The sequence below is a fragment of the Bordetella genomosp. 8 genome, assembly GCF_002119685.1.
In the GTDB taxonomy this organism is placed as follows: domain Bacteria; phylum Pseudomonadota; class Gammaproteobacteria; order Burkholderiales; family Burkholderiaceae_B; genus Bordetella_C.
On the sequence record NZ_CP021108.1, the window covers coordinates 998,895 to 1,021,313 of the forward strand.

Annotated in this window: 20 protein-coding genes; 14 read left to right on the top strand and 6 right to left on the bottom strand. The window is 61.9% G+C overall.

Annotation, left to right across the window (positions count from 1 at the left end):
- The first annotated feature begins 72 nt into the window (after positions 1 to 72).
- From CAL12_RS04545 to CAL12_RS04560, 4 genes are all read left to right on the top strand, one after another.
- A complete protein-coding gene (locus CAL12_RS04545) occupies positions 73 to 963 on the top strand; it encodes a LysR family transcriptional regulator (RefSeq protein ID WP_086063401.1) in 891 nt (296 codons plus the stop codon).
- A gap of 84 nt (positions 964 to 1,047) precedes the next feature.
- Positions 1,048 to 2,079: a hypothetical protein gene (locus CAL12_RS04550; RefSeq protein WP_086063402.1), complete on the top strand. Its 1,032-nt coding sequence runs from the start codon at positions 1,048 to 1,050 to the stop codon at positions 2,077 to 2,079.
- Between the two features lie 38 nt (positions 2,080 to 2,117).
- Complete coding sequence (locus tag CAL12_RS04555; protein ID WP_332459056.1) at positions 2,118 to 2,816, top strand: response regulator transcription factor; 699 nt, start codon at positions 2,118 to 2,120, stop codon at positions 2,814 to 2,816.
- On the top strand, positions 2,813 to 5,185 hold the full coding sequence (locus CAL12_RS04560) for an ATP-binding protein (RefSeq protein ID WP_086063403.1): 2,373 nt from the start codon (positions 2,813 to 2,815) through the stop codon (positions 5,183 to 5,185). Before CAL12_RS04555 ends, CAL12_RS04560 begins: the two co-directional genes overlap by 4 nt.
- An 8-nt stretch (positions 5,186 to 5,193) precedes the next feature.
- On the opposite strand, the gene CAL12_RS04565 is transcribed toward CAL12_RS04560, so the two are convergent.
- On the bottom strand, positions 5,194 to 6,087 hold the full coding sequence (locus CAL12_RS04565; protein WP_086063404.1) for a hypothetical protein: 894 nt from the start codon (positions 6,085 to 6,087) through the stop codon (positions 5,194 to 5,196).
- A gap of 234 nt (positions 6,088 to 6,321) precedes the next feature.
- On the opposite strand from CAL12_RS04565, the gene CAL12_RS04570 reads away from it, so the two are divergent.
- From CAL12_RS04570 to CAL12_RS04590, 5 genes are all read left to right on the top strand, one after another.
- Positions 6,322 to 6,870, top strand: a complete 549-nt coding sequence (locus tag CAL12_RS04570; protein WP_086063405.1) for a fimbrial protein — start codon at positions 6,322 to 6,324, stop codon at positions 6,868 to 6,870.
- A gap of 64 nt (positions 6,871 to 6,934) precedes the next feature.
- Complete coding sequence (locus CAL12_RS04575) at positions 6,935 to 7,666, top strand: fimbrial biogenesis chaperone (RefSeq protein ID WP_086063406.1); 732 nt, start codon at positions 6,935 to 6,937, stop codon at positions 7,664 to 7,666.
- A gap of 221 nt (positions 7,667 to 7,887) precedes the next feature.
- Complete coding sequence (locus tag CAL12_RS04580; protein WP_198298378.1) at positions 7,888 to 10,473, top strand: fimbria/pilus outer membrane usher protein; 2,586 nt, start codon at positions 7,888 to 7,890, stop codon at positions 10,471 to 10,473.
- A 24-nt stretch (positions 10,474 to 10,497) separates the two neighbouring features.
- Complete coding sequence (locus tag CAL12_RS04585) at positions 10,498 to 11,610, top strand: fimbrial protein (protein ID WP_086063408.1); 1,113 nt, start codon at positions 10,498 to 10,500, stop codon at positions 11,608 to 11,610.
- 139 nt (positions 11,611 to 11,749) lie between these two features.
- On the top strand, positions 11,750 to 12,121 hold the full coding sequence (locus tag CAL12_RS04590; protein WP_086063409.1) for a YciI family protein: 372 nt from the start codon (positions 11,750 to 11,752) through the stop codon (positions 12,119 to 12,121).
- Between the two features lie 74 nt (positions 12,122 to 12,195).
- On the opposite strand, the gene CAL12_RS04595 is transcribed toward CAL12_RS04590, so the two are convergent.
- Positions 12,196 to 13,140 (bottom strand): LysR family transcriptional regulator, encoded by a 945-nt coding sequence (locus CAL12_RS04595; protein ID WP_086063410.1) that lies wholly within the window; start codon positions 13,138 to 13,140, stop codon positions 12,196 to 12,198.
- A 129-nt stretch (positions 13,141 to 13,269) separates the two neighbouring features.
- Here CAL12_RS04595 and CAL12_RS04600 point away from each other — a divergent pair, with 129 nt between their 5' ends.
- Positions 13,270 to 14,706, top strand: coding sequence for an NAD-dependent succinate-semialdehyde dehydrogenase (locus CAL12_RS04600; RefSeq protein ID WP_086063411.1), 1,437 nt, complete (start codon positions 13,270 to 13,272; stop codon positions 14,704 to 14,706).
- 16 nt (positions 14,707 to 14,722) lie between these two features.
- On the top strand, positions 14,723 to 15,712 hold the full coding sequence (locus CAL12_RS04605; protein ID WP_086063412.1) for an NAD(P)H-quinone oxidoreductase: 990 nt from the start codon (positions 14,723 to 14,725) through the stop codon (positions 15,710 to 15,712).
- A 5-nt stretch (positions 15,713 to 15,717) separates the two neighbouring features.
- Here CAL12_RS04605 and CAL12_RS04610 read toward each other — a convergent pair whose 3' ends face one another.
- A complete protein-coding gene (locus CAL12_RS04610) occupies positions 15,718 to 16,623 on the bottom strand; it encodes a LysR substrate-binding domain-containing protein (protein WP_086063413.1) in 906 nt (301 codons plus the stop codon).
- Positions 16,624 to 16,752: 129 nt separating this feature from the next.
- On the opposite strand from CAL12_RS04610, the gene CAL12_RS04615 reads away from it, so the two are divergent.
- Positions 16,753 to 17,538 (top strand): class I SAM-dependent methyltransferase, encoded by a 786-nt coding sequence (locus tag CAL12_RS04615; protein ID WP_086063414.1) that lies wholly within the window; start codon positions 16,753 to 16,755, stop codon positions 17,536 to 17,538.
- 19 nt (positions 17,539 to 17,557) lie between these two features.
- On the opposite strand, the gene CAL12_RS04620 is transcribed toward CAL12_RS04615, so the two are convergent.
- From CAL12_RS04620 to CAL12_RS04630, 3 genes are all read right to left on the bottom strand, one after another.
- Positions 17,558 to 18,904, bottom strand: coding sequence for a HipA domain-containing protein (locus CAL12_RS04620; RefSeq protein ID WP_086063415.1), 1,347 nt, complete (start codon positions 18,902 to 18,904; stop codon positions 17,558 to 17,560).
- Positions 18,904 to 19,161, bottom strand: coding sequence for a helix-turn-helix domain-containing protein (locus CAL12_RS04625; RefSeq protein WP_420042752.1), 258 nt, complete (start codon positions 19,159 to 19,161; stop codon positions 18,904 to 18,906). The genes CAL12_RS04620 and CAL12_RS04625 overlap by 1 nt, the downstream gene beginning before the upstream one ends.
- Positions 19,162 to 19,419: 258 nt before the next feature.
- Complete coding sequence (locus CAL12_RS04630) at positions 19,420 to 20,127, bottom strand: GntR family transcriptional regulator (protein WP_086063417.1); 708 nt, start codon at positions 20,125 to 20,127, stop codon at positions 19,420 to 19,422.
- Positions 20,128 to 20,293: 166 nt separating this feature from the next.
- Here CAL12_RS04630 and CAL12_RS04635 point away from each other — a divergent pair, with 166 nt between their 5' ends.
- Together CAL12_RS04635 and CAL12_RS04640 are read left to right on the top strand one after the other, a co-directional pair.
- The gene (locus CAL12_RS04635; RefSeq protein WP_086063418.1) at positions 20,294 to 21,637 is read left to right on the top strand and encodes an MFS transporter; all 1,344 of its coding nucleotides are present in this window, start codon (positions 20,294 to 20,296) and stop codon (positions 21,635 to 21,637) included.
- On the top strand, positions 21,630 to 22,397 hold the full coding sequence (locus tag CAL12_RS04640; protein WP_086063419.1) for an SDR family NAD(P)-dependent oxidoreductase: 768 nt from the start codon (positions 21,630 to 21,632) through the stop codon (positions 22,395 to 22,397). Before CAL12_RS04635 ends, CAL12_RS04640 begins: the two co-directional genes overlap by 8 nt.
- The last annotated feature ends 22 nt before the right edge of the window (positions 22,398 to 22,419 follow it).

A 22,419-nucleotide genomic window follows, 5' to 3' on the forward strand; every position in this document is an offset into this window, starting at 1 on the left:
ATCCGTCGAGTCTAGGGAAAGGAGGGCGATCCGTCTAATATATTGTGTTCCTACTTCTGATACTTATAAGATATGGAGCTCCGTCACCTACGGTATTTCGTCGCCGTCGCCGAGGAACTGCATTTCACCCGTGCGGCGCAGCGCATCGGTATCGCCCAGCCGCCGCTGACGGCGCAAATCAAGGCGCTGGAGAGCGAACTGGGCGTGCAACTGTTCAATCGCCAGCCCGGGCGGGTCAGCCTGACGCTGCCCGGCCAGCTCTATCTGGAAGAAGCGCGCGCCATCCTGGAGCACGTCAGGATGGCCGCGTTGCGCTGCCAGCTCAGCGCGCAAGGCATGGTGGGCAGAATCAGCGTCGGCTTTACCGAGTCGGCCTCCTTCCGGGCCGAAGTCACGACCGCGCTCCAGCGCTATCGCAGCCTTTATCCACGGGTCGAAATGTCCCTGGAGGAAAGCCGCACGGGACCGCTCATGGACGCCCTGCGCCAGGGCCGCATCGACGTCGCCTTCGTGCGGCTGCCCATCGGAGACGACAGCGGCATCACGTTCTCGCTGCTCTCGACCGAGCCCATGATGGTCGTCGTCCCCAAGGGCCACCCGCTGGACGGCCGCCAGAGCGTGCGACTGGAAGCACTACGCGACGAACTGTTCGTCCTCTATCCGCGCTCCACCCGTTCCGGCGTGCCGGAAATGGTCGTGGCCGCGTGCGAGGCCAGGGGATTCAGCCCCAAGGTCGTGCAGCAGGCACCGCAGGTCTCGTCCACCATCAACCTTGTTGCCAGCGGCCTGGGCATTTCCATCGTGCCGGCATGCATGCGCGGCACGCGGTCCGACGACGTGCATTACCTATCCCTGGAAGACTCCGGCCTGGTCGCCAGCCTGGGCATGGCGCACCGGTCGGGCGAGTTGTCGCCCGCGCTGCGGAATTTCGTCGACTTGGTGTTGGACGGCGCTTCCGTATGACGATGACGGCGCACGGGGTCGTCCACGAGCAGAACGAAACCGGGGCGTATAGGTCATATCGTCAGCACTCTGAATGGACTTCCGATGTCATCCCGCAGATCAGCTTCCTCGATCAGGCGCATCCTGCTTGCCTTGCTGGCTTTTTCGGCGCTCTCCGCAAGCCCACGCGCTGTCGCCGTACAGAATTTCATCTACACCAGCGCTGATGACCTGAAGAGCATCGAAGCGACGATCAGACGGCCGGATATCCAGGGTGTCCAGGTCGTGTACACCTGGAAAGCGCTGGAGAAAGGGAAAGACCAGTACGATTTCTCCCGCATAGAACGAGACCTGGCTTACCTCAACGGATTGAACAGAAAATTATTCATTCAAATCCAGGATCGATTTTTCGAGCCCGACGCCCGAAATGTTCCGGCCTACCTGTTGCAAGACCCTGTATATCATGGCGGGCTCGTGCCTCAGTACGATAATCCAGGGGAGAATCGCCCGGTAGGGAACGGCTGGGTGGCGCAGCAGTGGAACCCAGCGGTAGGTGAACGCTATCGGCAATTGCTGGCTGCCCTGGCAAAAGAATTCGATGGACGTATCCAGGGAATCAATTTGCCGGAGACCGCGATCGACATCGATATGAAGCGAGACCGGACCGGCTTCAGCTGCGACAAGTACTTCGATGCGACGCTGCAAAATCTTGCGTTCGCCAAGCGTGCTTTCCACAAGTCCTATGTGGTGCAGTACGTCAATTTCTGGCCGTGCGAGTGGGACAACGACCATCGCTACATGTCCCGGCTGTTTTCGTTCGCGGCCGAGAAAGGTATCGGTCTGGGTGGGCCCGATATCGTGCCTTGGAAGAAGGGCCAGATGAAAAATTCCTATCCGTTCTTCCATCAATACAAGGGGCGGCTGGCCTTGGTCGCGATGGCCGTTCAGGAACCTACGCTGACCTACACGAATCCGAAAACGCACAAGCCTTACACCCGCGACGAGTTCACCGAGTATGCGGAAGACTATCTTGGCGCAGATATTATCTTCTGGAGTGCGGAGTCGCCGTGGCTCCAACGTCCCGCCCAACCCGACGTCGTCCATGGGAATCGGAAAGTTTCCGCGACTTTCTTCTAACATGCGTCAGTTGCCGCGCGCTTCCATCAGGAGATCATGTGCAGTACCCCCGTTCTTGCATCCGAGTCGCCATACTGGACGATCATGTGATCGTGAGATACGGTCTGGCTTCCTGTTTGGCGACGGAGCGGGATATGGCCGTCGTCGGCAGCTACGAAAGCAGCTACACGATGATCGCGGGACTGGCTGCCGCCCCGGCCGACGTGCTGCTGGTCGACTACTCCCTCGGGCCGGAGCAGATCGACGGTGTTTCGCTTATACGAGCGCTAAAGGCGAAGTTTGCCGACAGCCGGATTATCATCCTGTCCTCGCACTATGACCCCGCCATCGTGGCGTTGGCGATGCGGGTGGGCGCCGACGGTTTCGTCGGGAAGAGCCAGAGTGTCGACCATATCGCCAAAGCCATCAGGGCGGTGGCCGCGGGCCGCCGCTATCTGGCACATGACATGGCATATCGCCTGGAAGAGGCATCTGTCCGGTGTGTCGACCTCGACCGTGAGATGCCGGCACCGCTTCCGAAGGACGATGCGGTCCTGCTCGCCGGCGTTCCACTCTCGGTCAAGGAACGGGAAGTCATACGGTGCTTCCTGGACGGGATGTCGGTTACCCAGATTTCCGAGAAATTCAATCGAAGCAAGAAGACCATCAGCACCCAAAAACAGACGGCCTTCCGCAAACTGGGAGTGACGTCGGACGGCGAGCTGTTCAAGATCAAGCACATGCTCCGCGAATTATGAATCTCGCAGCCGCCTTCGTGGCGGCCGCCCTTTGGCTTGCCGCGTTTCCCGCCTCGGGTCTACCGCTGGACTTGAGTGCCGAAGAAAAAACCTGGATTGCCGCACATCCCGCGGTGCGCATAGCGGTCGACCCTTCATGGAAACCCATCCAGTACGTTGAGAACGGGCGGGACGCAGGCCTGGTTTCCGAGTACCTGTCTGCCATCGAGCGGAGAACCGGCCTGAAATTCGTGCTTGTTCCTCACACCGGATGGGACGAAGTGACGGATAAGCTGGCACGGGCCGACGTGGATGTGCTTCCGGCAACATTGCGCCAATTCACGTCGCCGGAAGTGGCGAAGTACATCGACCTTACCGACGTCTACTATGCCGGTTCGACTGTCGTCGTTACGCGCGATCGCTTCCGCTCCGTTTTCCATCTTGATCGCCTGGACGGCGGTACCGTGGCGCTCAAAAGTGGAGGCGCATACTTTGCCCTCATTCGGCGCTTATATCCGGGGGTCAAGGTGTTGCCTACCCAGTCGTCCGAAGAAGCTTTGCTGGCGGTGATCGACGGACGAGCGGATGCGGCGTTGGGTCTGGAGGCGGCCGTATCGCCGCTGCTTCGTAGGAAGTACGACGGCATGTTGCACGTTTCCGGCGTGTTGGCGCATGTGCCGTTGGAGTTGGCGATGGGCGTCAGGAAAGACCTGCCAGTTCTCCGTGCGATCCTGGATAAGGCGTTGGATTCGTTGACCGCCGAGGAAACGGACGAAATGGATGCGCGTTGGCTGGAACGTGCGGACTACGGCGCGCCGTCGTTGCAAGTGCTTCTCCGGTACTACCGCGTCCATATCTCCCTTGCTGTCGCCGGGTTGCTGCTTATCGGGTTCTTCGCTTTGTACGCCCACCGTCAACATCGCCTGGCGCTGCGCAGCGAACGCGAGAAATCGATGTTCCTGGCCGTCATGAGCCATGAGATCCGATCGCCCATGCATGCCATCCTGGCGTCGATGGAGTTGCTGCAGCGGTCCGTCGTCTCGTTCGATGCACGGCGGCTTGTCGGCATCGTTGCGGGCGGCGCGCAGAATCTGTTGCGCTTGCTCGATGACGTGCTCGATATGTCCAAGCTGGACGCGGGCCGGGTCCAATTGCAGCTGCGTCCCGTGGACATCGTGGAGCTGACGCGCGGCATCACGGACCTGCTGGCGGTCCAGGCGCGGGACCAAGGAACGGCGCTTACCGTCCAGGAACGGCGGCCTATCGCGTGCCGGATGTTATTGGACCCCTTGCGCGTCGGCCAGATCCTGCGCAACCTCGTCGGCAACGCGATCAAATTCACGCCTGGAGGCTCGGTTTCCGTCTCTCCATGGTTGGAAATGCAAGAAGGGGAATGCGCTGACGGCCTCCTGCACATCGAGGTGACGGATACTGGTATCGGCATGGACGACAGCACGCGGCAGCAGCTTTTCCAGCCGTATTGCCAAGGCTCCGCCGTAACGATCGGTCGATTCGGCGGGACCGGATTGGGATTGGCCATCTGTCGGGAACTGGTGCAACTGATGCATGGCTCGATGGAAGTCGATAGTGCGCCTGGGCGTGGAACGACCATTACGGTCCATATCCCTTGCCGGATTGTTGCGTCTGGAGTCGAACGTCCTTCGGACAACGACGGCCAGGCAACCAACCCGGCACCGACGGTAGCCGGAACGGCCCTGCGAGTGCTGGTGGTGGAGGACAACCTGGTCAACCAGGAAGTGTTGCTGGCGCAACTTTCATCCTTGAATTGCACGACCGACATGGCTCCCACCGGGTCCGCCGCGATACGCGCGCTTGGTGAGTCATCCTATGACATCGTGCTGTGCGACTGTGACCTGCCGGATATGAGCGGCTACGCGTTGACGCGCGATTGGCGGCGGCGTGAAGCCGCACGGCGTCACGGCCGAATACCCATCCTGGCGGTATCCGCATCGACCGACCACCGGCATATGGCGGCGTGTTTCGACTCCGGCATGGATGGTGTTCTTACGAAGCCCTACACGCTGGAAAAGCTCCGCGATGCGCTGCAGCTCTGGTGCTCCCGAACATTGGCCGAAGCGCACTGCGACACGGCGGCACATCTTGATCCGAGCGAAATACGCCGCGCCTTGCTGGCCGATGTGGAAGCGCTGCGCAGGGCGTGCATGTCCAATGACCATCCTGCCGCGGTTCACCATGCACATCGGCTGGTCGGCGCCGCGGAAGCGCTGCGCGCCGGCTCCCTGGCCCAAGCAGCCCGGGTTTTCGAAGCACGATTGGCGTCCTCCACGCCAATGGATGCCATGCTCTCCACCGCACTTCTGGACGAGATGGAAATGCTCGCCCGGCGCTGGACGCCCACCGGGCGGTAAACCGTCGGTCAGCGGGAAGGCCGCGTGGCGTAATCCCAGCTCAGCGCCGTCAGCACACCCAGAATGGCCGTTTCCAAAGAGAATTGCCCCATGCTGGCCAACGCCGTCTTCGCTGGTATTGCCGCATAGAAGGCGTAGAAAAAAGTCGTGAGCAGCTGCATCTTGAGCGCGAGAATCAGCAGCATGAAGATCAGCGGACGCAGTGGTCCATGGGCGGGCAGCCGCCTTGCCACGAGCGCCATGCAAAGCAGGCACGCCAGCGCGGGCTCGGCGTAAGTCAGATATGCGGGGATGAGAACGTTCATTCCGTACGGCTGCTGGCACCAACCTCCATGGGGAGCCAAGCCGGCGACGGCAGCCGAGAAGACCGCCTGGAGCCAGGACAACAGCGGGCCCACCGCGAAGCCCAGGAACAGGCCCAATACAACAGCACCCGCACCCCGTTGCCAGCCAGGGGAAAGTCGCCGGCTGGCAATCACGGCGCCTGTCGCCGTCACGGCAATAGCCGCGATCTTGGGTATCTCCTGGACCGCGAAATAGACCAAGGCGGAAACTGACGTATCGGCGCAGTACGCGTTCATGAGCCAGCCGCGCAATGTCTCGTTAAGCGTACACAACAGCACGGTAAGGACAGCGATGCGCCACGCCGTGGACCATCGGTAAAGCCGGAGGTGCAGGCTGTCATATAGCCACATCGCGCCCCACGCGAACACGATGTGATTGAGGACATCTGGCAGCCGCGCCGTGATCTGCTCGGACGGATAAGGGACCCGAAAGACTTCCAGCATAACGGCATGGACGCTCAGCGCGATTACGCATGTCGTGATGAATCCAAAGGCCATGCGTTGCCGGGAAACGCCCGAGAAAAGGCCAGACCTATCGACGGCACCCGTAGTCATCATGAGCCTATCCTTGAATCAGAACCCTGTTCAGCCATTCACGTCGCCGAAGATGCGCGGCGAGCGTTCGCCAATTCCAGTGTAGGTAGATGCGGGATTCCTGCCATAGGACTTGTCCTAAGTTCACGCGCGCGCATGCGAATTTTTGGGAATTGTCCGATGGGTTCGTAAGCCGGCTCGATACACACTTGCACGGGGTTTGCAGCAACCTCGTTCTTATGAAACTGGAGCAATCAGATGGAAGGTCAAAGAAATCCCCTCAGCGTCCTGGCCATGTCGTGTGGCGTCGCGCTCGTCATGACGGCCGGTTCGGCCCATGCCTATGACGGAACGATCAATTTCAGCGGACAGATCGTGTCTCAGACCTGCACAGTGGTACTGCCAGGCGGATCCGCGATCGACGTCACCCTGCCATCCGTGTCGGAACAGTCGCTCGCGGAGAGCGGCAAAACCGCAGGGGCCCACGCCTTCCAGATCTCCTTGACCGAATGCGAGGCGGGACAGAAGGTTCGAGCCTATTTCGAGATGGGGCCCTCCGTGGATCCGGAAACCATGATGTTGAAGAACACCGCGCCGGCTGGCTCCGCGGCAAAGAATGTAGAGGTTGCGCTGACGGACGTGAACGGCAATCTGATTCCCGTAGGTTTCACTCAAACGCAGGCGCCGGTGACGGTCGACACTTCAGGAAACGCCACCTTGACCTATGTCGCCGAGTACTACGCCGTTGACGCTGCCGCGGCGGGAGGCGTCACGAGTACCGTCAATTTCACGATCGAGTATCTGTAAACCATGCCGCAGGGATCGCTGCCGCTCCGGCAGCGATCCCTGATCGATTCGAAGAGAATGCGAGATGAGAGGTCTTTGGCGAGCTCTGTGTGCGGCGCTGCTCGGCTCCGTCAGCGCGTATGTCCATGCGAGCGTGTCGGTGTCGGGTACGCGGGTTATCTATCCTGAGCAGAACAAGCAGGTCAGCGTGCGGCTGAGCAATGATGGTAATCACCCGGTGCTGGTACAGGCGTGGGTTGACACAGGCGACGCGAGCGCAAAGCCCGAAGCGCTGAGTGTTCCCTTCATGCTCATGCCGCCGGTGTTCCGCATGGAAGCCGGCAAGGCGCAGGTGATACGCCTGTCCTATACGAAGGAGCCGCTGCCCCAGGATCGGGAATCGGTGTTCTGGCTGAACGTGCTGGAAATCCCGCCCAAGGCGCAGGCCAGTGGCGAGTCGCAGAACTCGCTTCAGATTGCCTATCGCACACGCATAAAGCTCTTCTTCCGTCCGCGGGATTTGAAGGGTGACCCGACTGAGGCCGCCCAGAAGGTGAGGTGGTCGGTACTCAAGACCGACCATGGGTTCGCCTTGCGCGCGGAAAACCCCACGCAGTTCGCGGTGTCCTATTCGACGCTGGGGGTTCGGACGCCTGGAAAAACCGTGCAAGCCACGCCAGGCATGGTCATGCCTTTCGATGCCGCCACGTTCCCCCTGTCGGGCGATATCGGAGGCATCCCGCGTCCTTTGAAGATCGAGTATTCGACCATCAACGATTACGGCGCACTTGTCCCTGCTGAAACGAGCCTGCCTTAGACGGTGCGGCTGCATATGTTTCACGCGCCAGTCCAGGCCGAGCCGAAGCGGCAGAACGTGCATGGATATCCCGTTTGTCTCGATATGGCTTCAAAGGACATTGAGTGCGTTGCGATCGAACGAACCAGCATATAGCAGCGATCATCGTTGCGAGCGGCTGCACTATTGCTGCGCCAGTGGCTCTGGCGGATGCGCCGACAGCGGTTGACGGTGACGCCGCCGTGCAGTTCGATCCGACCTTCCTGCCCGGGAACTCGATCGACGTAAGCCGCTTTGAACGGGGCAATATCGTGTTGCCCGGCATTTATACGGTCGAACTGTACGTCAACGACCAGCCGCTGGCGCGCAGGGATGTGCGCTTCGTGCCGCAGCAAGGCAGTGCAGGCGCGCAGCCCTGTCTGACGCGCGCGCTGCTGCAGGCCAGCGGCGTCGATATGCGCCGACTGGAATCGTCGCTTTCCGATCAGCAAGAGGGGCAGGACGAGAAGATCGGGGCCGAGGAATGTGTCGATCTATCGAACCGTATTCCCGATGCCGCGGTTCACTACGATGCGGGCGAGCAGCAACTGACGCTGAGCATTCCACAAGCCGCGTTGAGGCACACGGCGCGCGGCGAGGTCGATCCATCGCTATGGAGCGACGGCGTTCCCGCGGGCCTGCTTCGCTACGACGCAAACATCTACCGAACCCAGGGCAATGATCTGGACAATGACAGCGGCTACCTGGGATTGATGGCGGGATTGAACCTGGGCGGCTGGCGCTTCCGTCAGCGCTCTGCGCTCAACTACAACAAGTACAGCCAAACGCAGTACGGGTATGACGATCACGATCGGGCGGGCAAGAAAGACCATACGAGTTTCGAGTATCAGTCTATCGAAACCTATGCGCAGCACGATGTGACAGCGTGGAAGTCGACTTTCACTGTCGGCGACAGCACGACCAACGGTGAGCTGTTCGACAGTTTTTCGCTGCGCGGCGTTCAGCTGGCAAGCGATGATCGCATGTACCCCAATTCCCTGCGGGGCTATGCGCCCGTGTTGCACGGCGTGGCGCGGTCGAACGCCAAGGTCGAAGTTCGTCAAAACGGCAATGTGATCTACCAGACGACCGTGGCGCCCGGCGCCTTTACCATCGACGACTTGAATCCCACCGGATATGGCGGAGATCTGGAGGTAACGGTCACCGAAGCCGACGGCAGCCGGCACACGTTTTCCGCGCCGTACGCCAGCGTGCCGCAGCTCTTGCGCCCCGGGCGCAGCCGCTACAGCGTCGCGTTCGGTCAATACCGCTCCCGCTACCAGGACGGCCCGGAGCCGTACGTCGGCCAGTTGCTCTATCAACGAGGCTTGAGTGACCTCTTCACCGGATATACAGGCGCTTTGGGCGCGGACAACTACGCCGCCGTGCTGGTGGGCAGCGCCCTGAACACCTACTGGGGCGCCTTCGCCCTGGATCTTACCGCCGCACGTGCGCAGTTGCCGGAGCACGTCAACCGGATGGGGCAGAGTTGGCGATTGAGCTACGCCAAGATTCTGCCGCAGACGGATACCTCACTTACTCTCGCCGCCTATCGCTATTCCACCTCGGGCTACTACAGCTTCACCGATGCGATGCAGGCGCGCCAGGCGACCCACTCCGATTGGGACGACGAATGGTATGACAACGACTATCGGGCCCGCGATCGGCTGCAGCTCAATATCAGCCAACGCGTCGGCGCCAACAGCTCGCTCTACGCCATGGGCATGGTGACGAGCTACTGGACGGACCGCTCCCGCGATATGCAGTTCCAGGTGGGGTACTCCACAGACTTCAGTTGGGGCCAACTCGGTGTGTCGGTCCAGCGCACGCGTAACGCTTACGGGGCGCAAGACAACCAGGTCTACGCGAGTCTCTCGATTCCGTTCGGCCGGCAGGTAGCCCAGTCGCCGCTGTTTTCCTCGTTGACGACCTCGGTCATGCACGACACCCGCGGCGATACCACCCTGCAGTCCAGCGCCTCGGGTACGGCTGGCGCCAACAATGCCTGGTCCTATGGGCTGAACGGCAACTACACCGATCAGAGTGCCGATCGCACGACTTCATTGGGTGGCAATGTGGCGTATACCGGCGGGCAGGGAGCAGTGAGCGCCTCGGCGTCGCAGGGCGAAGGCGTCTCCCAATACTCGCTGAACGGGTCGGGCTCCCTGATTCTGCACGCCGGCGGCTTGACCTTCGGCCAGGCCATGAGTCCCGACGCATCCGTGGCGCTTATCGAGGCCGATGGCGCGGCAGGGGCCATCGTGACCAATGCGGCGGGCGTGGTCGTGGACGGGCGTGGCTATGCCGTAGTGCCTTATCTCACGCCGTACCAGGTCAATACGCTGGAGTTGGATCCCCAAGGATTGTCCGACGACGTCGAACTGAAATCGACGAGCCAGGATGTAGTGCCGCGTGCGGGCACGGTGGTGCGGGCCACCTTTGAGACCCAGCTGGGGGCGCCGCTCATATTGCATGTACGCAAGGGCGACGGCCAGGTGGTTCCGATGGGGGCGGACGTATTCGATTCGCAGGGGCGGCAGGTCGGAGTAGTCGGGCAAGGCGGCATGTTGTTCGCGCGGGGTGTGCCAGATCGCGGCACGCTTACCGTGCGCTGGGGCTCGGACGCCGGAGCAGAGTGTGCCCTCCCGTACCAACGGGCGCAGGGCAATGCGGGTATTGCCTTGGCCTGCACTCCGGGCGCCGATCGTAGGCAGGCGGACAGCTTGAAGGGCGGCACGCATGCACAGTCCGGCAATGCTCAGACCGCGGCGCTGCCAGTGCATTACTGATTGAACACGTATAGGGAATCCGAGATGAAGCACTCGCATGGTCTGATGCATGCGGTTCGCCCGTTGGGAAAACGATGCATGATCGGGCGCTCAACCCGATGGCGCATCGCGTTTGCCGCCCTCGCCTTGGGATGGATCTCCTCGGCATCCGCCAATATGGAGTGCCAGGGTGGTGGGCCAGAGATTTCCGTGCCTGGACCATCTTCGGTGACCGTGTCGCCTGGTATGCCCTCCGGGACGCCGCTGACGGGTTGGATCGATGGGCCGCAGGCTACGAACCTGTATACCTGCAATGGCCAGTACGGCACCGTGTGGTATAGCATGCTGGGGCAATACAGGGGTAGGGGGGGCGACACGGGGATGAGGGTGTTCCGGGACGGTGCGGCAGTTCCCGTTATCAGTACCAATGTTTATGGAATCGGGATTGCTATTGCCGCGCGGGCATATTTCCAGGCTACCGGCTGGACGCCCTGGATGCAGGGCATGCAATACCCCGCCGGCGACATTCTGCTCTCAGCTGAAATCTACACGGGCGACCGCTCGCGTACAGAGGGCGGTCAAGTCAGTTATCAACTCGTCAAGACCACGGATGGCCTGGTCAACGCAGGCCAGGTCTCGAATTTGTATACAAAGCTCCTGGAAGCTCCATTAGGTCCAAACACCCAGAATCTTCCAGGCGCCTGGAGCGCGCAGATGTATTCGCTCGCGCCCATACAAATCGTCCCATTGACGTGCAGGACTCCGGATGTCAACGTGGCCATGGGCAACATATCGATCAGGGATTTCCATGGACCAGGTACGACGGCGGGACGCAAGTCCTTTTCGATAGAGTTGACGAATTGCTCCGATGGCATTCAGAGCATTGAATACTCACTCGATCCAATAACCCAGATCATCGACCCTGTCCAAGGGGTCATCGGTCTGGAGGCTGACGGCGCCGCCACCGGCGTAGGGCTGCAGTTGCTGGACGATACCGGTCATCCAGTGCCCTTGCAGCAGGCGATACCCTACTCCGGCTATGTCCCGGGTTCTGTCTCTGCCTCCATCCCATTGCAGGCGGCCTACTACCAGACGGCTGACACCGTCACGCCAGGGCATGCCAATTCAGCCGTGCGTTTTACCATTACGTATCAGTGAGCCTGGACCGCGAGGCCGCCGGGGTTGGCTCGCGCTAACTCCGCGGGGTTTAAGGGGATCGCCAGAAATATTTCCGTGCGCATGTCGATTTCCAACCACTAGATTCGTCGTTGGCATAGCAACACCCAAAGGATCTCCCATGAAATATCTCGGCCTGGCCTATTTCACCCCTGAAAAATTCGCCGCGATGGCGCCGGACGACGTCAAGGCACTAGTCAGCCAGTGCCCGCCCTTGGACGAGAAGATGCGCGCCACCGGCAAGGTCCTGGTTTCCGCGTCGCTGGGCGACCTGGATAACTGGAAGACACTGCGCCCAAGCGGCGGCAAGACGCGCATCACCGATGGACCCTATGCCGAGGCCAAGGAAGTGGTGGGAGGCCTGTTCGTCATCGAGGCGGATAGCCAGGACGAGGCACTACGCATCGCGTCCATGCATCCTGCCGCCACGCTGGGCGAGGAGGGTGGATGGGCCGTCGAGCTGATTCCCATGGACTTCTATCTGGCGCCATGAGGTAAACGGCGAGTTGGGCGTCCACCGGCTCGACCGGCATCGGCGATTGCAAGGCCGAGGACGATGCCGGACATTCAAGCCGTCTCTTTGGTCGCGATGCCCAATTCAGAGGCATCGCGCTCAAGTTGTTCGCCAACGTGCTGCCGCAGTGTCTCCACAAAGAGCTTGATCTTCGCATCGACGAATTGCCGCGAGGAATATAACGCGTACACGTTGCGCTGGTTCGTGTAATACCCCGGCAATACGCGCACCAACGTACCTCTGCGCAGGTCTTCGATCGCGGAGTATCCCGCGAGCAGGCCTATCCCGGCGCCGTCGCGTAGCGCCGTGGCCATGGCATCCATGTCGTTCAACCCCAGGTGTCCGCCCGTGGGCCTATGGGTAAACGCGCCGTGTTCCCCTTCCAGGTTCCACTCGTCCGGCGCATAGTCCACCGTGGTCAGCCACAGGCAGGCATGCTGCGCCAGATCCTCGGGAGTATGCACAGGGGGATGCTGTTCAAGATACGCGGGCGACGCGACCAGGACGCAGTGGCTGACGCCTATCTTCTGGCTGACATAGGTCGAGTCCGGCAGGGTGCGCGAGATCACGATCCCGACATCAAGCTGATCTTCGAGCAGGTTCGGCATCCGCTGCGATAGAAAAAGGTCGACCGAGACGTCGGGGTAGGCCTTTCTGTAGGCCAGGGCGGCCCGTGTCACCAGCGTGCGGCCCAGGCCGGGGATCGCATGCACACGCAATACGCCCCTTGGAGTAGCCGTTGCGTGGCTGGCTTCTGCTTCGGCCTGCTCGACGTCGCCCAGGATCGCGATGCATCGGTCATAGAAGCGATGCCCCACGTCGGTCACGACCAGGCGGCGGGTGGAGCGCTGAATCAGGCGTGCATTCAGGCCTTCTTCCAGCACCGTGATGGCGCGCGAAATGTTGCCGACCGTGGTGGAAAGATGGTTGGCCACGGCAGTGAAACTGCCCATCTCCACCACTTTCGCGAAAACCGACATGTTGTATAGCTTGTCCATCCTGGATCCATGTTGTGCGTGCGACTTTTCCCCTGGGAAGGAAAGTCATTCCTTCGTGCGGGGCTAAATCCGCACGCCCCTCGCGCCTAGACTTCGCTGTATCGATCGATCTTATCGGAGGTTTCAGCGATGAACGGCAATTATGACCCCCTTTACCTGTTTATTGACGGCGTATGGATAGGTGCGAACGGACGCGACACGGCTGGTGTGATCAACCCCGCCACGCGGCAGGAGCTGGGCCGCGTGCCCCTGGCGACGTTGGCGGACCTGGACCGGGCGCTCCTGGCGACGGTGCCGGCCTTCGAGGCCTGGCGCACGACGTTTCCCAACGAGCGCGCTCGCGTCCTGAAGCGCGCGGCGGAATTGATGCGCGAACGCGCCCCGCACATCGCCACCCTGATGACACTCGAAGAAGGCAAGCCCCTGGCCGAAAGCCACGATGAAGTGCAGCGCGCCGCCGACTATTTCGAATGGTTTGCCGAAGAAGCGAAACGGATCGATGGCCGCGTGGTGCCGGGCAACCGGCCGGGTGTGCAGCAATTGGTCAAGCGGCAGGCAATCGGCCCGGTGGCGGCGTTCACTCCCTGGAATTTTCCCGCGATTACCCCAGCGCGCAAACTGGCCGCCGCACTGGCGGCCGGGTGCAGCGTGATTATCAAGCCGGGCGAAGAAAGCCCGGCAACCGCGCTGGCGCTGGCGCGTGCGCTGGACGACGCGGGCTTGCCCAAAGGCGTGCTGCAAGTGGTGTTCGGCGTTCCGGACGAGGTTTCCCGGCACCTGATTGCGTCACCGGTTATTCGCAAGGTGACGTTTACCGGTTCCGTGCCGATTGGCCGCTTGTTGTCGGCGCGTGCCGCGGAAGGCGTAAAACCCATCACCCTGGAGCTTGGCGGCCACGGACCGGTGCTGGTATTCAACGATGCCGACGTCCAACGCGCGGCGGTCGAGGGCGCTGCCAACCGCTTTCGCGGCACCGGCCAGGTCTGCATTTCGTCCACGCGGTTTCTGGTCCAGCGCGGCGTCTACGACGAGTTCCGCGAACATTTCGTCAAAGCCACCCGCGCCTTGAAGGTCGGTAATGGCCTTGAAGCCGGGACCCAAGTCGGCCCCTTGGCCAACCCGCGCCAGTTGGAGAAGATGCAGGCCTTGATTGCCGATGCGCTGGCATGCGGCGCGACGGTATTGACGGGGGGAAAGGCCATCGATGGCGAAGGCTACTTCTTCGAGCCGACGGTGCTGGCCGATGTGCCGATGCACGCGAAGATCATGCACGAAGAGCCGTTCGGCCCGATCGCGGTGCTGATGGCCTTCGATGAACTCGCGGACGGTTTGCGCGAAGCAAACCGGCTGCCCTATGGCTTGTCCGCCTACGCATTCACCCGCGATGCCCGGACGGCGATTGACGTGGCCGATGGCCTGGAGGCCGGAATGATCGGCATCAACCAATACCGTATCGTCGCCACGGAGCTGCCCTTCGGTGGGATGAAGGAAAGCGGGCATGGCTCGGAAGGCGGCGTCGAAGGCATCGAGTACTACCTCACGCACAAGTTCATCAGTCAAGCCTGAAACCGGAGGATAGGCAATGAGAGCGATTGTTTTTGACCAGTTTGGAGATGCCGACGTCCTTCAGGTCGCGGAGGTTGAGCCGCCGGAAATGCGGCCCGACGATCTCATCGTCCGCGTTCACGCCGCCGGCGTGAATCGTGCCGACCTGACCCATCGCCGTGGCGGCTATGGCCGTCCGAACTTTGGCGAATCGACCATCATGGGCCTGGAGATAGCCGGCGAGGTGGTGCGGGCCGGTAGCGCCGTACGGGGCTTCAAGGCCGGCGACCGCGTGATGGGCGTGGTGGGCGGTGGCGCCTATGCGGAGATGGCCAGATTGGACTGGCGCATGGCCTTGCCGATCCCGAAGGGACTGGACTATGTCCACGCCGCCGCCATACCCGAAGTGTTCGTGACCGCACACGAAGCCATGTTGCACCTGGGGCGCCTGAAGGCCGGCGATGCCGTGCTTATCCACGCGGCGGCGGGCGGGGTGGGGTCCGCGGCGGTGCAGCTTGCTCGTGCCACGGGCGCCACCGTGTACGCCACGGCCGAGGCCGGCAAGCTTGGGCAGGTCAAACGGTTGGGTGCGGACTGCGCGATCGATTACCGCACGCAGGATTTTTCGCAGGTCGTGGCCGAGCAGACGTCGGGGCAAGGCGTGGATGTCGTGATCGACTTCATAGGCGCGCCTTATTTTGCGCGCAACATTGCCTCGCTGGCCAACGGCGGGCGGCTGGTTCAGGTGGGCATTCTGGGCGGCGGTGGCCAGGTCACTATCGCCATGGAGGACATCCTGTACCGCCATCTGCAGATTCTAGGCACGGTCATGAAGTCGCGTCCGCAGGTCGACAAGCACGCGATGGTGCGGCGCTTTCGAGAGCACTGGCTGGACCGATTTTCAAGCGACGCGGGGGTGATGCCCGTGGTTGACAGCACCTACCCGCTCGAACGCGCCGCTGATGCGCATCGCAGGATGGAGTCGGCCCAGAACGTGGGCAAAATCATCCTGACAATGACTGCCTGACATGGTCAGGTGGCCCTGGCGTTCTTGGCGGTCCTGGCGGCCATGTCCGCCAGCCGTTCGGCCGGCGCGGATCGGGTTCGGCGATACACCAGGGTCAGCGGAATCGTGAAAGCCGAAGCCCGCGCCAACTGGAGATAGGCGACGCTCTCCTGATGCACGGCGCCGATCGCCTGCGGAACGATGGTGATGCCTTTACCCGCGGAAACGAGCGTGACGGCGGAAAGCAGCCGCGGCACGTCGGCGACGATGCGGGGCGTAAAGCCTGCCTTGCGGCACGCTGGCATGAGTTCATCCTGGATGCCGGGGCCGTCGGCGCGGCGGTAGAAGATCCACGGTTCGTCAGCCAGTTCTCCTAACGAAATCGCCTTGCGCCGTATCGCCAGCCGGTGGCCGACGGGCAAGGCGACGACCATGGGTTCCTTATCCAGGATCACCGAGCGCAGGGCAGGGTAGCGGTCGGTCGTCGAGCGGACGAAGGCGGCATCCAGGGATTCGTTGGCGACCGCTTCCAGGAGGTCACGGGTGGCGTTCTCCTGGAACTCCAGATCGACCTGCGGGTGCTTTTCGTTAAATGCCCGAAGTAGTTTCGGAACGAGCGGATGCAGCGATGCCGAGCTGGTGTAGCCGACGGCGATGCGGCCGGATTCGCCACGGGATGCCTGGCGGACTCTTGCGACGGCGGCTTCGGCTTCGGCCAACAGGCGTCGTGCGTCTTTCAGGAAGACCTGTCCGCTGGCGTTCAGCCTGATGCTGCGCGGCGTGCGGTCGAATAGCTGTACGCCCAGTTCGCGTTCCAGGTCGCGGATCTGCTGGCTCAGCGGCGGCTGCTGTATGCCCAGGCGCTGCGCGGCCCGAGTCATGTGCTGCTCCTCCGCGACCGCCACGAAGTACCGAAGATGACGCAGTTCCATCGGCGAACCTTGCAGAGGTTAGACATATCCTTATAGGACTAACAATATATTTTACATATCTGGTCCCGACGCCCAGAATCTTGCTTGCGTACAGAAGCCATGCGGCACGATCGTCAACCGGAGTAAAGAATGAGCATCGATTTCCACTCGGAAGCAGTGAAGGACACGTATGCGAACCGCGATGCGCATGCGGATTGGACGCAGGCGATCGAGGGACTGCTGAAGCCGACCGGAAAACGCGTGGTGGACGTAGGCTGCGGCGGCGGGATCTATACGCTGGCGTGGGCGAATCTGGGCGCCGTGCATGTCACAGGTGTCGACTTCTCCGAAGTGATGATCGAGACGGCGTCGAAGCAGGCGCGGGGTCGCGCCGACCTGGCGTTCAAGGTGGGCGCTTCCGACGCCACGGGTTTGCCGACCGGGAGCGCCGACGTCGTTTTCCAACGGGCGTTGATCCATCATCTGATGGACTACAGGGAGACCTTCCGTGAAGCGGCGCGCCTGTTGACGCCGGGCGGGATGCTGTTGGTCCAGGATCGCACGGTGGACGACGTGCGGCTGCCGGGCTCGCCGCGACATATACGGGGTTACTTCTTCGAATGCTTCCCGCGTCTGGCGGCCTTCGAGTCCGGTCGGCGGCCCACCGATGCTCGCGTGCGCGATGCCCTGGACGAATCAGGCTTCGTCAACACGCAATCGCGTACGTTGTGGGAAACGCGCAAGACCTATAAGGACTTCGAGCCGCTGGCGCGCGATCTGCGCGCGCGGACCGGACGATCCATCCTGCACGAGTTGAGCGACGCCGAGCTCGAACAACTGGTGGACTTCATCGGCCAGCGGCTGCCGGTCGGGGAAACCATCGTCGAGCAGGACCGTTGGACGCTTTGGTCGGCGATCAAGCACTCCGGCGGTTGAAGGCAAGAAAACAGGCGCTTCATAGTAAGTCTGGATCGACCTTGGGGACGGCGGGCGCGATTTTAAGTAAACGTCCTGCTTGACCGATTACAAACTGCGCGATCTGGTGCACCATCGCTCGTTCGGCATCTGTGTACACCTCGCTTTTGGCCAAGTCTGGCGCCAATTCGAGGGCTTGCCGTGCCATCAACGTGACCTCGCGCGCTACCAGCGTCGCACGCATGCCTGTTCGGTGAGCAAAGTCAGCCAAGTCGTATGGTGTGACGGATTCACAGTGAAATTCGTCGCCATACCCCATGGCCATTTCCTGTTCGATTGCCTGGCCATAGGCGTGAACGCAGACCAGATCGTAGAGCTTGGCTGGGGAAAGTCCGGCGTCATTCAAGAAGAACGAGAGGTTCTTGCCGTGGGCGTCGCTGTTCCCTATAAGCAACTGCAGGATCGCCCAGCGCAAGAAGAACATGCGAGTGGTCGCCGGATTCTCGAAGCTTTTAGCCAAAGTGAAGAGTTTTGCGAAGCTTACGCCATCACGGATATGCCGGACGTGTTCGGTACTTCCCATGTTGCGTTCGTACTTGAGCGCCACCGGCATATCCAGCGCCTGGCAAGCGTCTATGACATGCAGACGGTTTACCGCGGCAACAAGCTGGCCGTCTTCCGCTAGCTCTATCTTCCGGTCAAAGCGCTCAATGAGAAGGATGGGATCAGGAATGCGCCTGATGCGAACGGATGCCGTCGGTAAACCCATGCGGGAGGCGAGCGTCATGCAGAAGTGCTCGTTGGCTACCATGAATGGCGTGGCAGGGTTATGGGCTTCTGGCTTGAGGATGTGAGTGGATGCCAAGGGGGCCTCGGCCAGGTTGATCCGGTCGCCATCAAGCAGTACCTGCAGCTTGTCCTGGAAGCCCGCTACCGACAGTCGTACCCTTCCGTCCCAGACAGGGAAAGGGACTCGATCTCTCTCACGGATACGGTTGCTCAACTCTTCGTCACTGATCGGCCGCCGTGGCGCCTGAGTAACGTCTTGCTCAGGCTCCGCTTCGTCGGATACGAAGCTCAAGGCCCCAACAGGTTCTCTGCCCAGTAGGTTCACCAAGCCGAAAATATTGTTCTTGGATATTTGGTGAAAGGCAGAAGCGACATCCAAGGCCCGACCTTCCGGCAGTAGATTCTGCAAGAACCGAGCAATCACACCGGAGGCAGCGGGCTGTCCGCCTAGAGGAATATGTGGTGATAACGGGAAAGGCCGTGGACTGGCCAGCCAGTCCGGGTCGTAGCCGAATTCATATCGATCTTCGGTGGATTCGAAAATCAGGGTTCCAACATGGCCTTGCGGTGCGAGAACGCTTAGCGCGTGACGGGCCATCAGATGTCGTCCTTCGCGCTAGCGTCCCGCTCTATCGCACGCCGCGCTACGTTCGCCAACGACTTATCCATGATGAACAGGGTCAAACCCAGACCTTGAATCACTGACATCAGCTTGTCCGTGCCGACGGGGCGCCCGTTTTCCAACCGTGACAAGGTGTCCTTGGAGACGCCAATTAGTGCCGCTGCGTCGTCAATGCGCAGCATCGAGTACGCGCGGCGATTTCGGATAAGCTGGCCCAGGGATTGGAGATCCACGGCGACCGAGTCTTGGCCCTCAACGGGTTTCGGAAGAGATCGCGCCATAGTTCTGATATTCCAGGAATAAAAGATGCTCTACGCCAAATTGGCACTTTATTCCTATTATATGAGAACTATCGGGAAAATGCCCCCCTTTTGCCTCGTTATTCCCATAATATCGGAACTATATGGGCTCGTTACGGGGGCGACCCGGCCTGTGCACATGACGCTCCCCAGCCCCCATGGATGAGCTGAGATATTCCCGATGAAGCCGCCTCAGGAAGACACCTGGGTAGGCGCGGGGCTTTCTTCCAGATGGTGCGCGGCCACGGCCCGTTGGAAGCCGCTTTCCACATGCTGCCGCATGGCCTTGGCGGCCACGTCGGCGTCGCGCGTGGCGAGCGCGTCGAGGATCGCGCGGTGTTCCGCGTGGGATGCGGCCGAGCTGCCCGCCAATGAGAATCCGCGCCTGCGCAGCAGGTGTATGCGGTTCACGACCTGCCGGTATAGCCCGAGCAACGTCGCGTTGCCCGTCATCTCGACCAGCCGGTCGTGGAACGCCAGGTTCAACTCGAAATACCGGTTGACGCCGTCGCGCGAGGACGTGGTCTCCAGTTCGGTCAGCATCGCGCCCAACTCCGCCAATTGCTCCGGCGTGATGCGCGGCGCCAGGCGACGGCCCACCATTTCGTCCATGCCGGCTCGTACGTCGTAGAGCTCGGCCGCCTCTTCGTCCGACAGGTCGCGGATAAAGACGCCGCGATTTTTCTCCAGTCGGACGAGACCGGCTTCCTCCAGTGCACGAAAGGCTTCGCGCAGCGGGCTGCGGCTGACGCCCAGCCGCTGGGACAGCTCGCTTTCGTTCAGCCTCGACCCCACGGTGAGTTCCCCGGACTTGATGCCACGCAGGATTTCCTCCTGCACCAGGCCCGAAAGGGTCATGGAGCGCAAGAGATCGAAGGGCGATGCGGCGGTGGAGGACATGAAGGGTGCGACCTTGTGAACGACTTGTGAAACTGCGCCAACTTCAGCGGTCGGTAAGGATAACAAAAGTACTGTATCCCGAAGATTGTCGAATCGTCGACAATCTGTAGGATGCAATTTTCTCGAGGTGTTTGGCAAGTACCGGACATCCGTGGAGTCGAGACAAATGGCCGCTATCAAGGCGAAAGTATTCAGTGGCACGCCCGGCAAGGTGTTCATCCTGCTGTGCGCCATGTACTTCATCGAGTACGTGGACCGCGTGAACCTGTCGGTGGCGGCGCCGCTGATCAAGCAGGAGTTCGGGCTGAGCAATACCAGGCTGGGCGTCGCGCTCGCGGCATTCGGCTATTGCTATGCCATCTTCCAGATCATCTGCGGCTATCTGGGCGATCGACTGGGACCGCGCCGCATGCTCGCGGTGTCGGGGCTGGTCTGGGCACTGGGTACGCTGGTGACCGGCTTCGCGACAGGACTCGGCGGCTTGATCGTCGCGCGCCTGCTCGTCGGAACGGGCGAGGGCGGCACGATCCCCGTCGCCACGCGGGCGATGAGCAACTGGGTGCCCACCAGCCGGCGCGGCTTCGCGCAGGGCTTCACCCATTCGGCATCGCGCGCGGCGGCGGCACTGACGCCGCCGCTCGTGGTCTTCCTGATCCCCTTCGTCGGCTGGCGCGGATCCTTCATGGTGATGGGCGTGATCAGCCTGATCTGGGTCGCGCTCTGGTACGGCTACTTCCGCGACGATCCACGCGACCATCGCGCGATCACGCAGGAAGAGCTGGCGGCGCTGCCGGCCTACAGCGATGCCGCGCGGGGGCAGGACGGCGCGCGGCAGCCGGTGCCCTGGCTGGCGCTGCTGCGACGCATACTGCCGGTCACCATCGTGTTCTTCGCGCATGCCTGGGCGCTGTGGATGTACCTGAGCTGGCTGCCCAGCTTCTTCGTGTCGCACTTCCACATCAATCTGGAGCATTCCGCGTTCTATACCGGCGCCGTCTTCCTGGCGGCGGTGATCGGCAACACCGCCGGCGGCATGCTGACGGACAGTCTCTACACGCGCACGGGCAAGTTGAACGCCTCGCGGCGCAACGTGGTGATCCTCGGCTTCGGTGGCTCCATCCTGTTCATGTCGGGCGTGCTGTTCGTGCACGACGAAACCATCGTCGCGCTGTGCCTGGCGGCCGCGCTGTTCTTCCTGGAGTTGAGCGCGGGACCGGTGTTCGCGACGCCGATGGACGTGGCGCCCGCCTACGCGGGCGTGGCGACCGGTTTCGTGAGCACGGCCGCGGGGCTCGCGGCGGTGATTTCGCCCATCACCTTCGGCTACATCGTCGACGTCACGGGTAGCTATACATCGCCTTTCGTGGTGTCGATCGCCATCCTGGTGGTCGGCATCGTGATGTCTTTCTGGATGCGGCCGGACAAGGTACTGCAGGTGCCGGCGGCCAAACCCAAGACCCCCAGGCCAGGCGCGCCAGTGATGGAATTCAGGAGCACAGCGCATGAGTGAAGCAGTGGACCGCCCCTTGGCGGGACAGGTGGCGATCGTGACGGGCGCGGCCCGCAATATCGGCCGCGCGATCGCGGTCGAGCTGGCCAGGCAGGGTGCGGACGTGGTGGTTAACGCGCAACGGTCCGCCGCCGAAGTCGAAGAGACCGCGTCGCTGATCCGGCAAGCGGGCGCGCAAGCCCTGGTGCATCTGGCGGATATCTCCAATCCGGACGGCACGCAGGGCCTGATCGATGTCGCCGTCGACTGCTTCGGACGGATCGACATCCTGGTCAACAACGCCGCGATTCGCCGCGAATCGCCGTTCGACGAGCTCGACTGGCGGCAATGGCGCGAGGTGACGGGCGTGATCCTGGACGGCGCGTATCTTTGCGCGCATGCCGCCGCGCCGTACATACGGCGGTCTCCGGCGGGTGCCATTGTCAACATCGGCGGCATGTCCGCGCATGGCGGATCGAGCGGGCGCGCCCACGTCATTGCCGCCAAGATGGGCCTGGTCGGCCTGACGCGCGCGCTGGCGCATGACATGAGCGGCGATGGCGTGACCGTGAATTGCGTGGTGCCTGGCCTGATCGATACGGCACGCGGGCATTCCGCGCAAGGCACGCCCGCGCATCACGCCAGGCATACGACCCTGCTGGGGCGTCGCGGCAGCTCGCAGGAAGTGGCCGACCTGGTGGCGTTCCTGTGCGGACCGAAGGCCCGGTACCTGACGGGGCAGACGCTGCATGCGAATGGCGGGGCGTATCTGGGCGGATAGGAATATGCAGGCGCCGGGCGCC

Bases quoted from the DNA above. Each gene is read 5' to 3' on its own strand.
- CAL12_RS04545 (WP_086063401.1), top strand. From the start codon at position 73: ATGGAGCTCCGTCACCTACGGTATTTCGTCGCCGTCGCCGAGGAACTG.
- CAL12_RS04550 (WP_086063402.1), top strand. From the start codon at position 1,048: ATGTCATCCCGCAGATCAGCTTCCTCGATCAGGCGCATCCTGCTTGCC.
- CAL12_RS04560 (WP_086063403.1), top strand. From the start codon at position 2,813: ATGAATCTCGCAGCCGCCTTCGTGGCGGCCGCCCTTTGGCTTGCCGCG.
- CAL12_RS04565 (WP_086063404.1), bottom strand. From the start codon at position 6,087: ATGATGACTACGGGTGCCGTCGATAGGTCTGGCCTTTTCTCGGGCGTT.
- CAL12_RS04570 (WP_086063405.1), top strand. From the start codon at position 6,322: ATGGAAGGTCAAAGAAATCCCCTCAGCGTCCTGGCCATGTCGTGTGGC.
- CAL12_RS04575 (WP_086063406.1), top strand. From the start codon at position 6,935: ATGAGAGGTCTTTGGCGAGCTCTGTGTGCGGCGCTGCTCGGCTCCGTC.
- CAL12_RS04585 (WP_086063408.1), top strand. From the start codon at position 10,498: ATGAAGCACTCGCATGGTCTGATGCATGCGGTTCGCCCGTTGGGAAAA.
- CAL12_RS04590 (WP_086063409.1), top strand. From the start codon at position 11,750: ATGAAATATCTCGGCCTGGCCTATTTCACCCCTGAAAAATTCGCCGCG.
- CAL12_RS04595 (WP_086063410.1), bottom strand. From the start codon at position 13,140: ATGGACAAGCTATACAACATGTCGGTTTTCGCGAAAGTGGTGGAGATG.
- CAL12_RS04600 (WP_086063411.1), top strand. From the start codon at position 13,270: ATGAACGGCAATTATGACCCCCTTTACCTGTTTATTGACGGCGTATGG.
- CAL12_RS04605 (WP_086063412.1), top strand. From the start codon at position 14,723: ATGAGAGCGATTGTTTTTGACCAGTTTGGAGATGCCGACGTCCTTCAG.
- CAL12_RS04610 (WP_086063413.1), bottom strand. From the start codon at position 16,623: ATGGAACTGCGTCATCTTCGGTACTTCGTGGCGGTCGCGGAGGAGCAG.
- CAL12_RS04615 (WP_086063414.1), top strand. From the start codon at position 16,753: ATGAGCATCGATTTCCACTCGGAAGCAGTGAAGGACACGTATGCGAAC.
- CAL12_RS04620 (WP_086063415.1), bottom strand. From the start codon at position 18,904: ATGGCCCGTCACGCGCTAAGCGTTCTCGCACCGCAAGGCCATGTTGGA.
- CAL12_RS04630 (WP_086063417.1), bottom strand. From the start codon at position 20,127: ATGTCCTCCACCGCCGCATCGCCCTTCGATCTCTTGCGCTCCATGACC.
- CAL12_RS04635 (WP_086063418.1), top strand. From the start codon at position 20,294: ATGGCCGCTATCAAGGCGAAAGTATTCAGTGGCACGCCCGGCAAGGTG.
- CAL12_RS04640 (WP_086063419.1), top strand. From the start codon at position 21,630: ATGAGTGAAGCAGTGGACCGCCCCTTGGCGGGACAGGTGGCGATCGTG.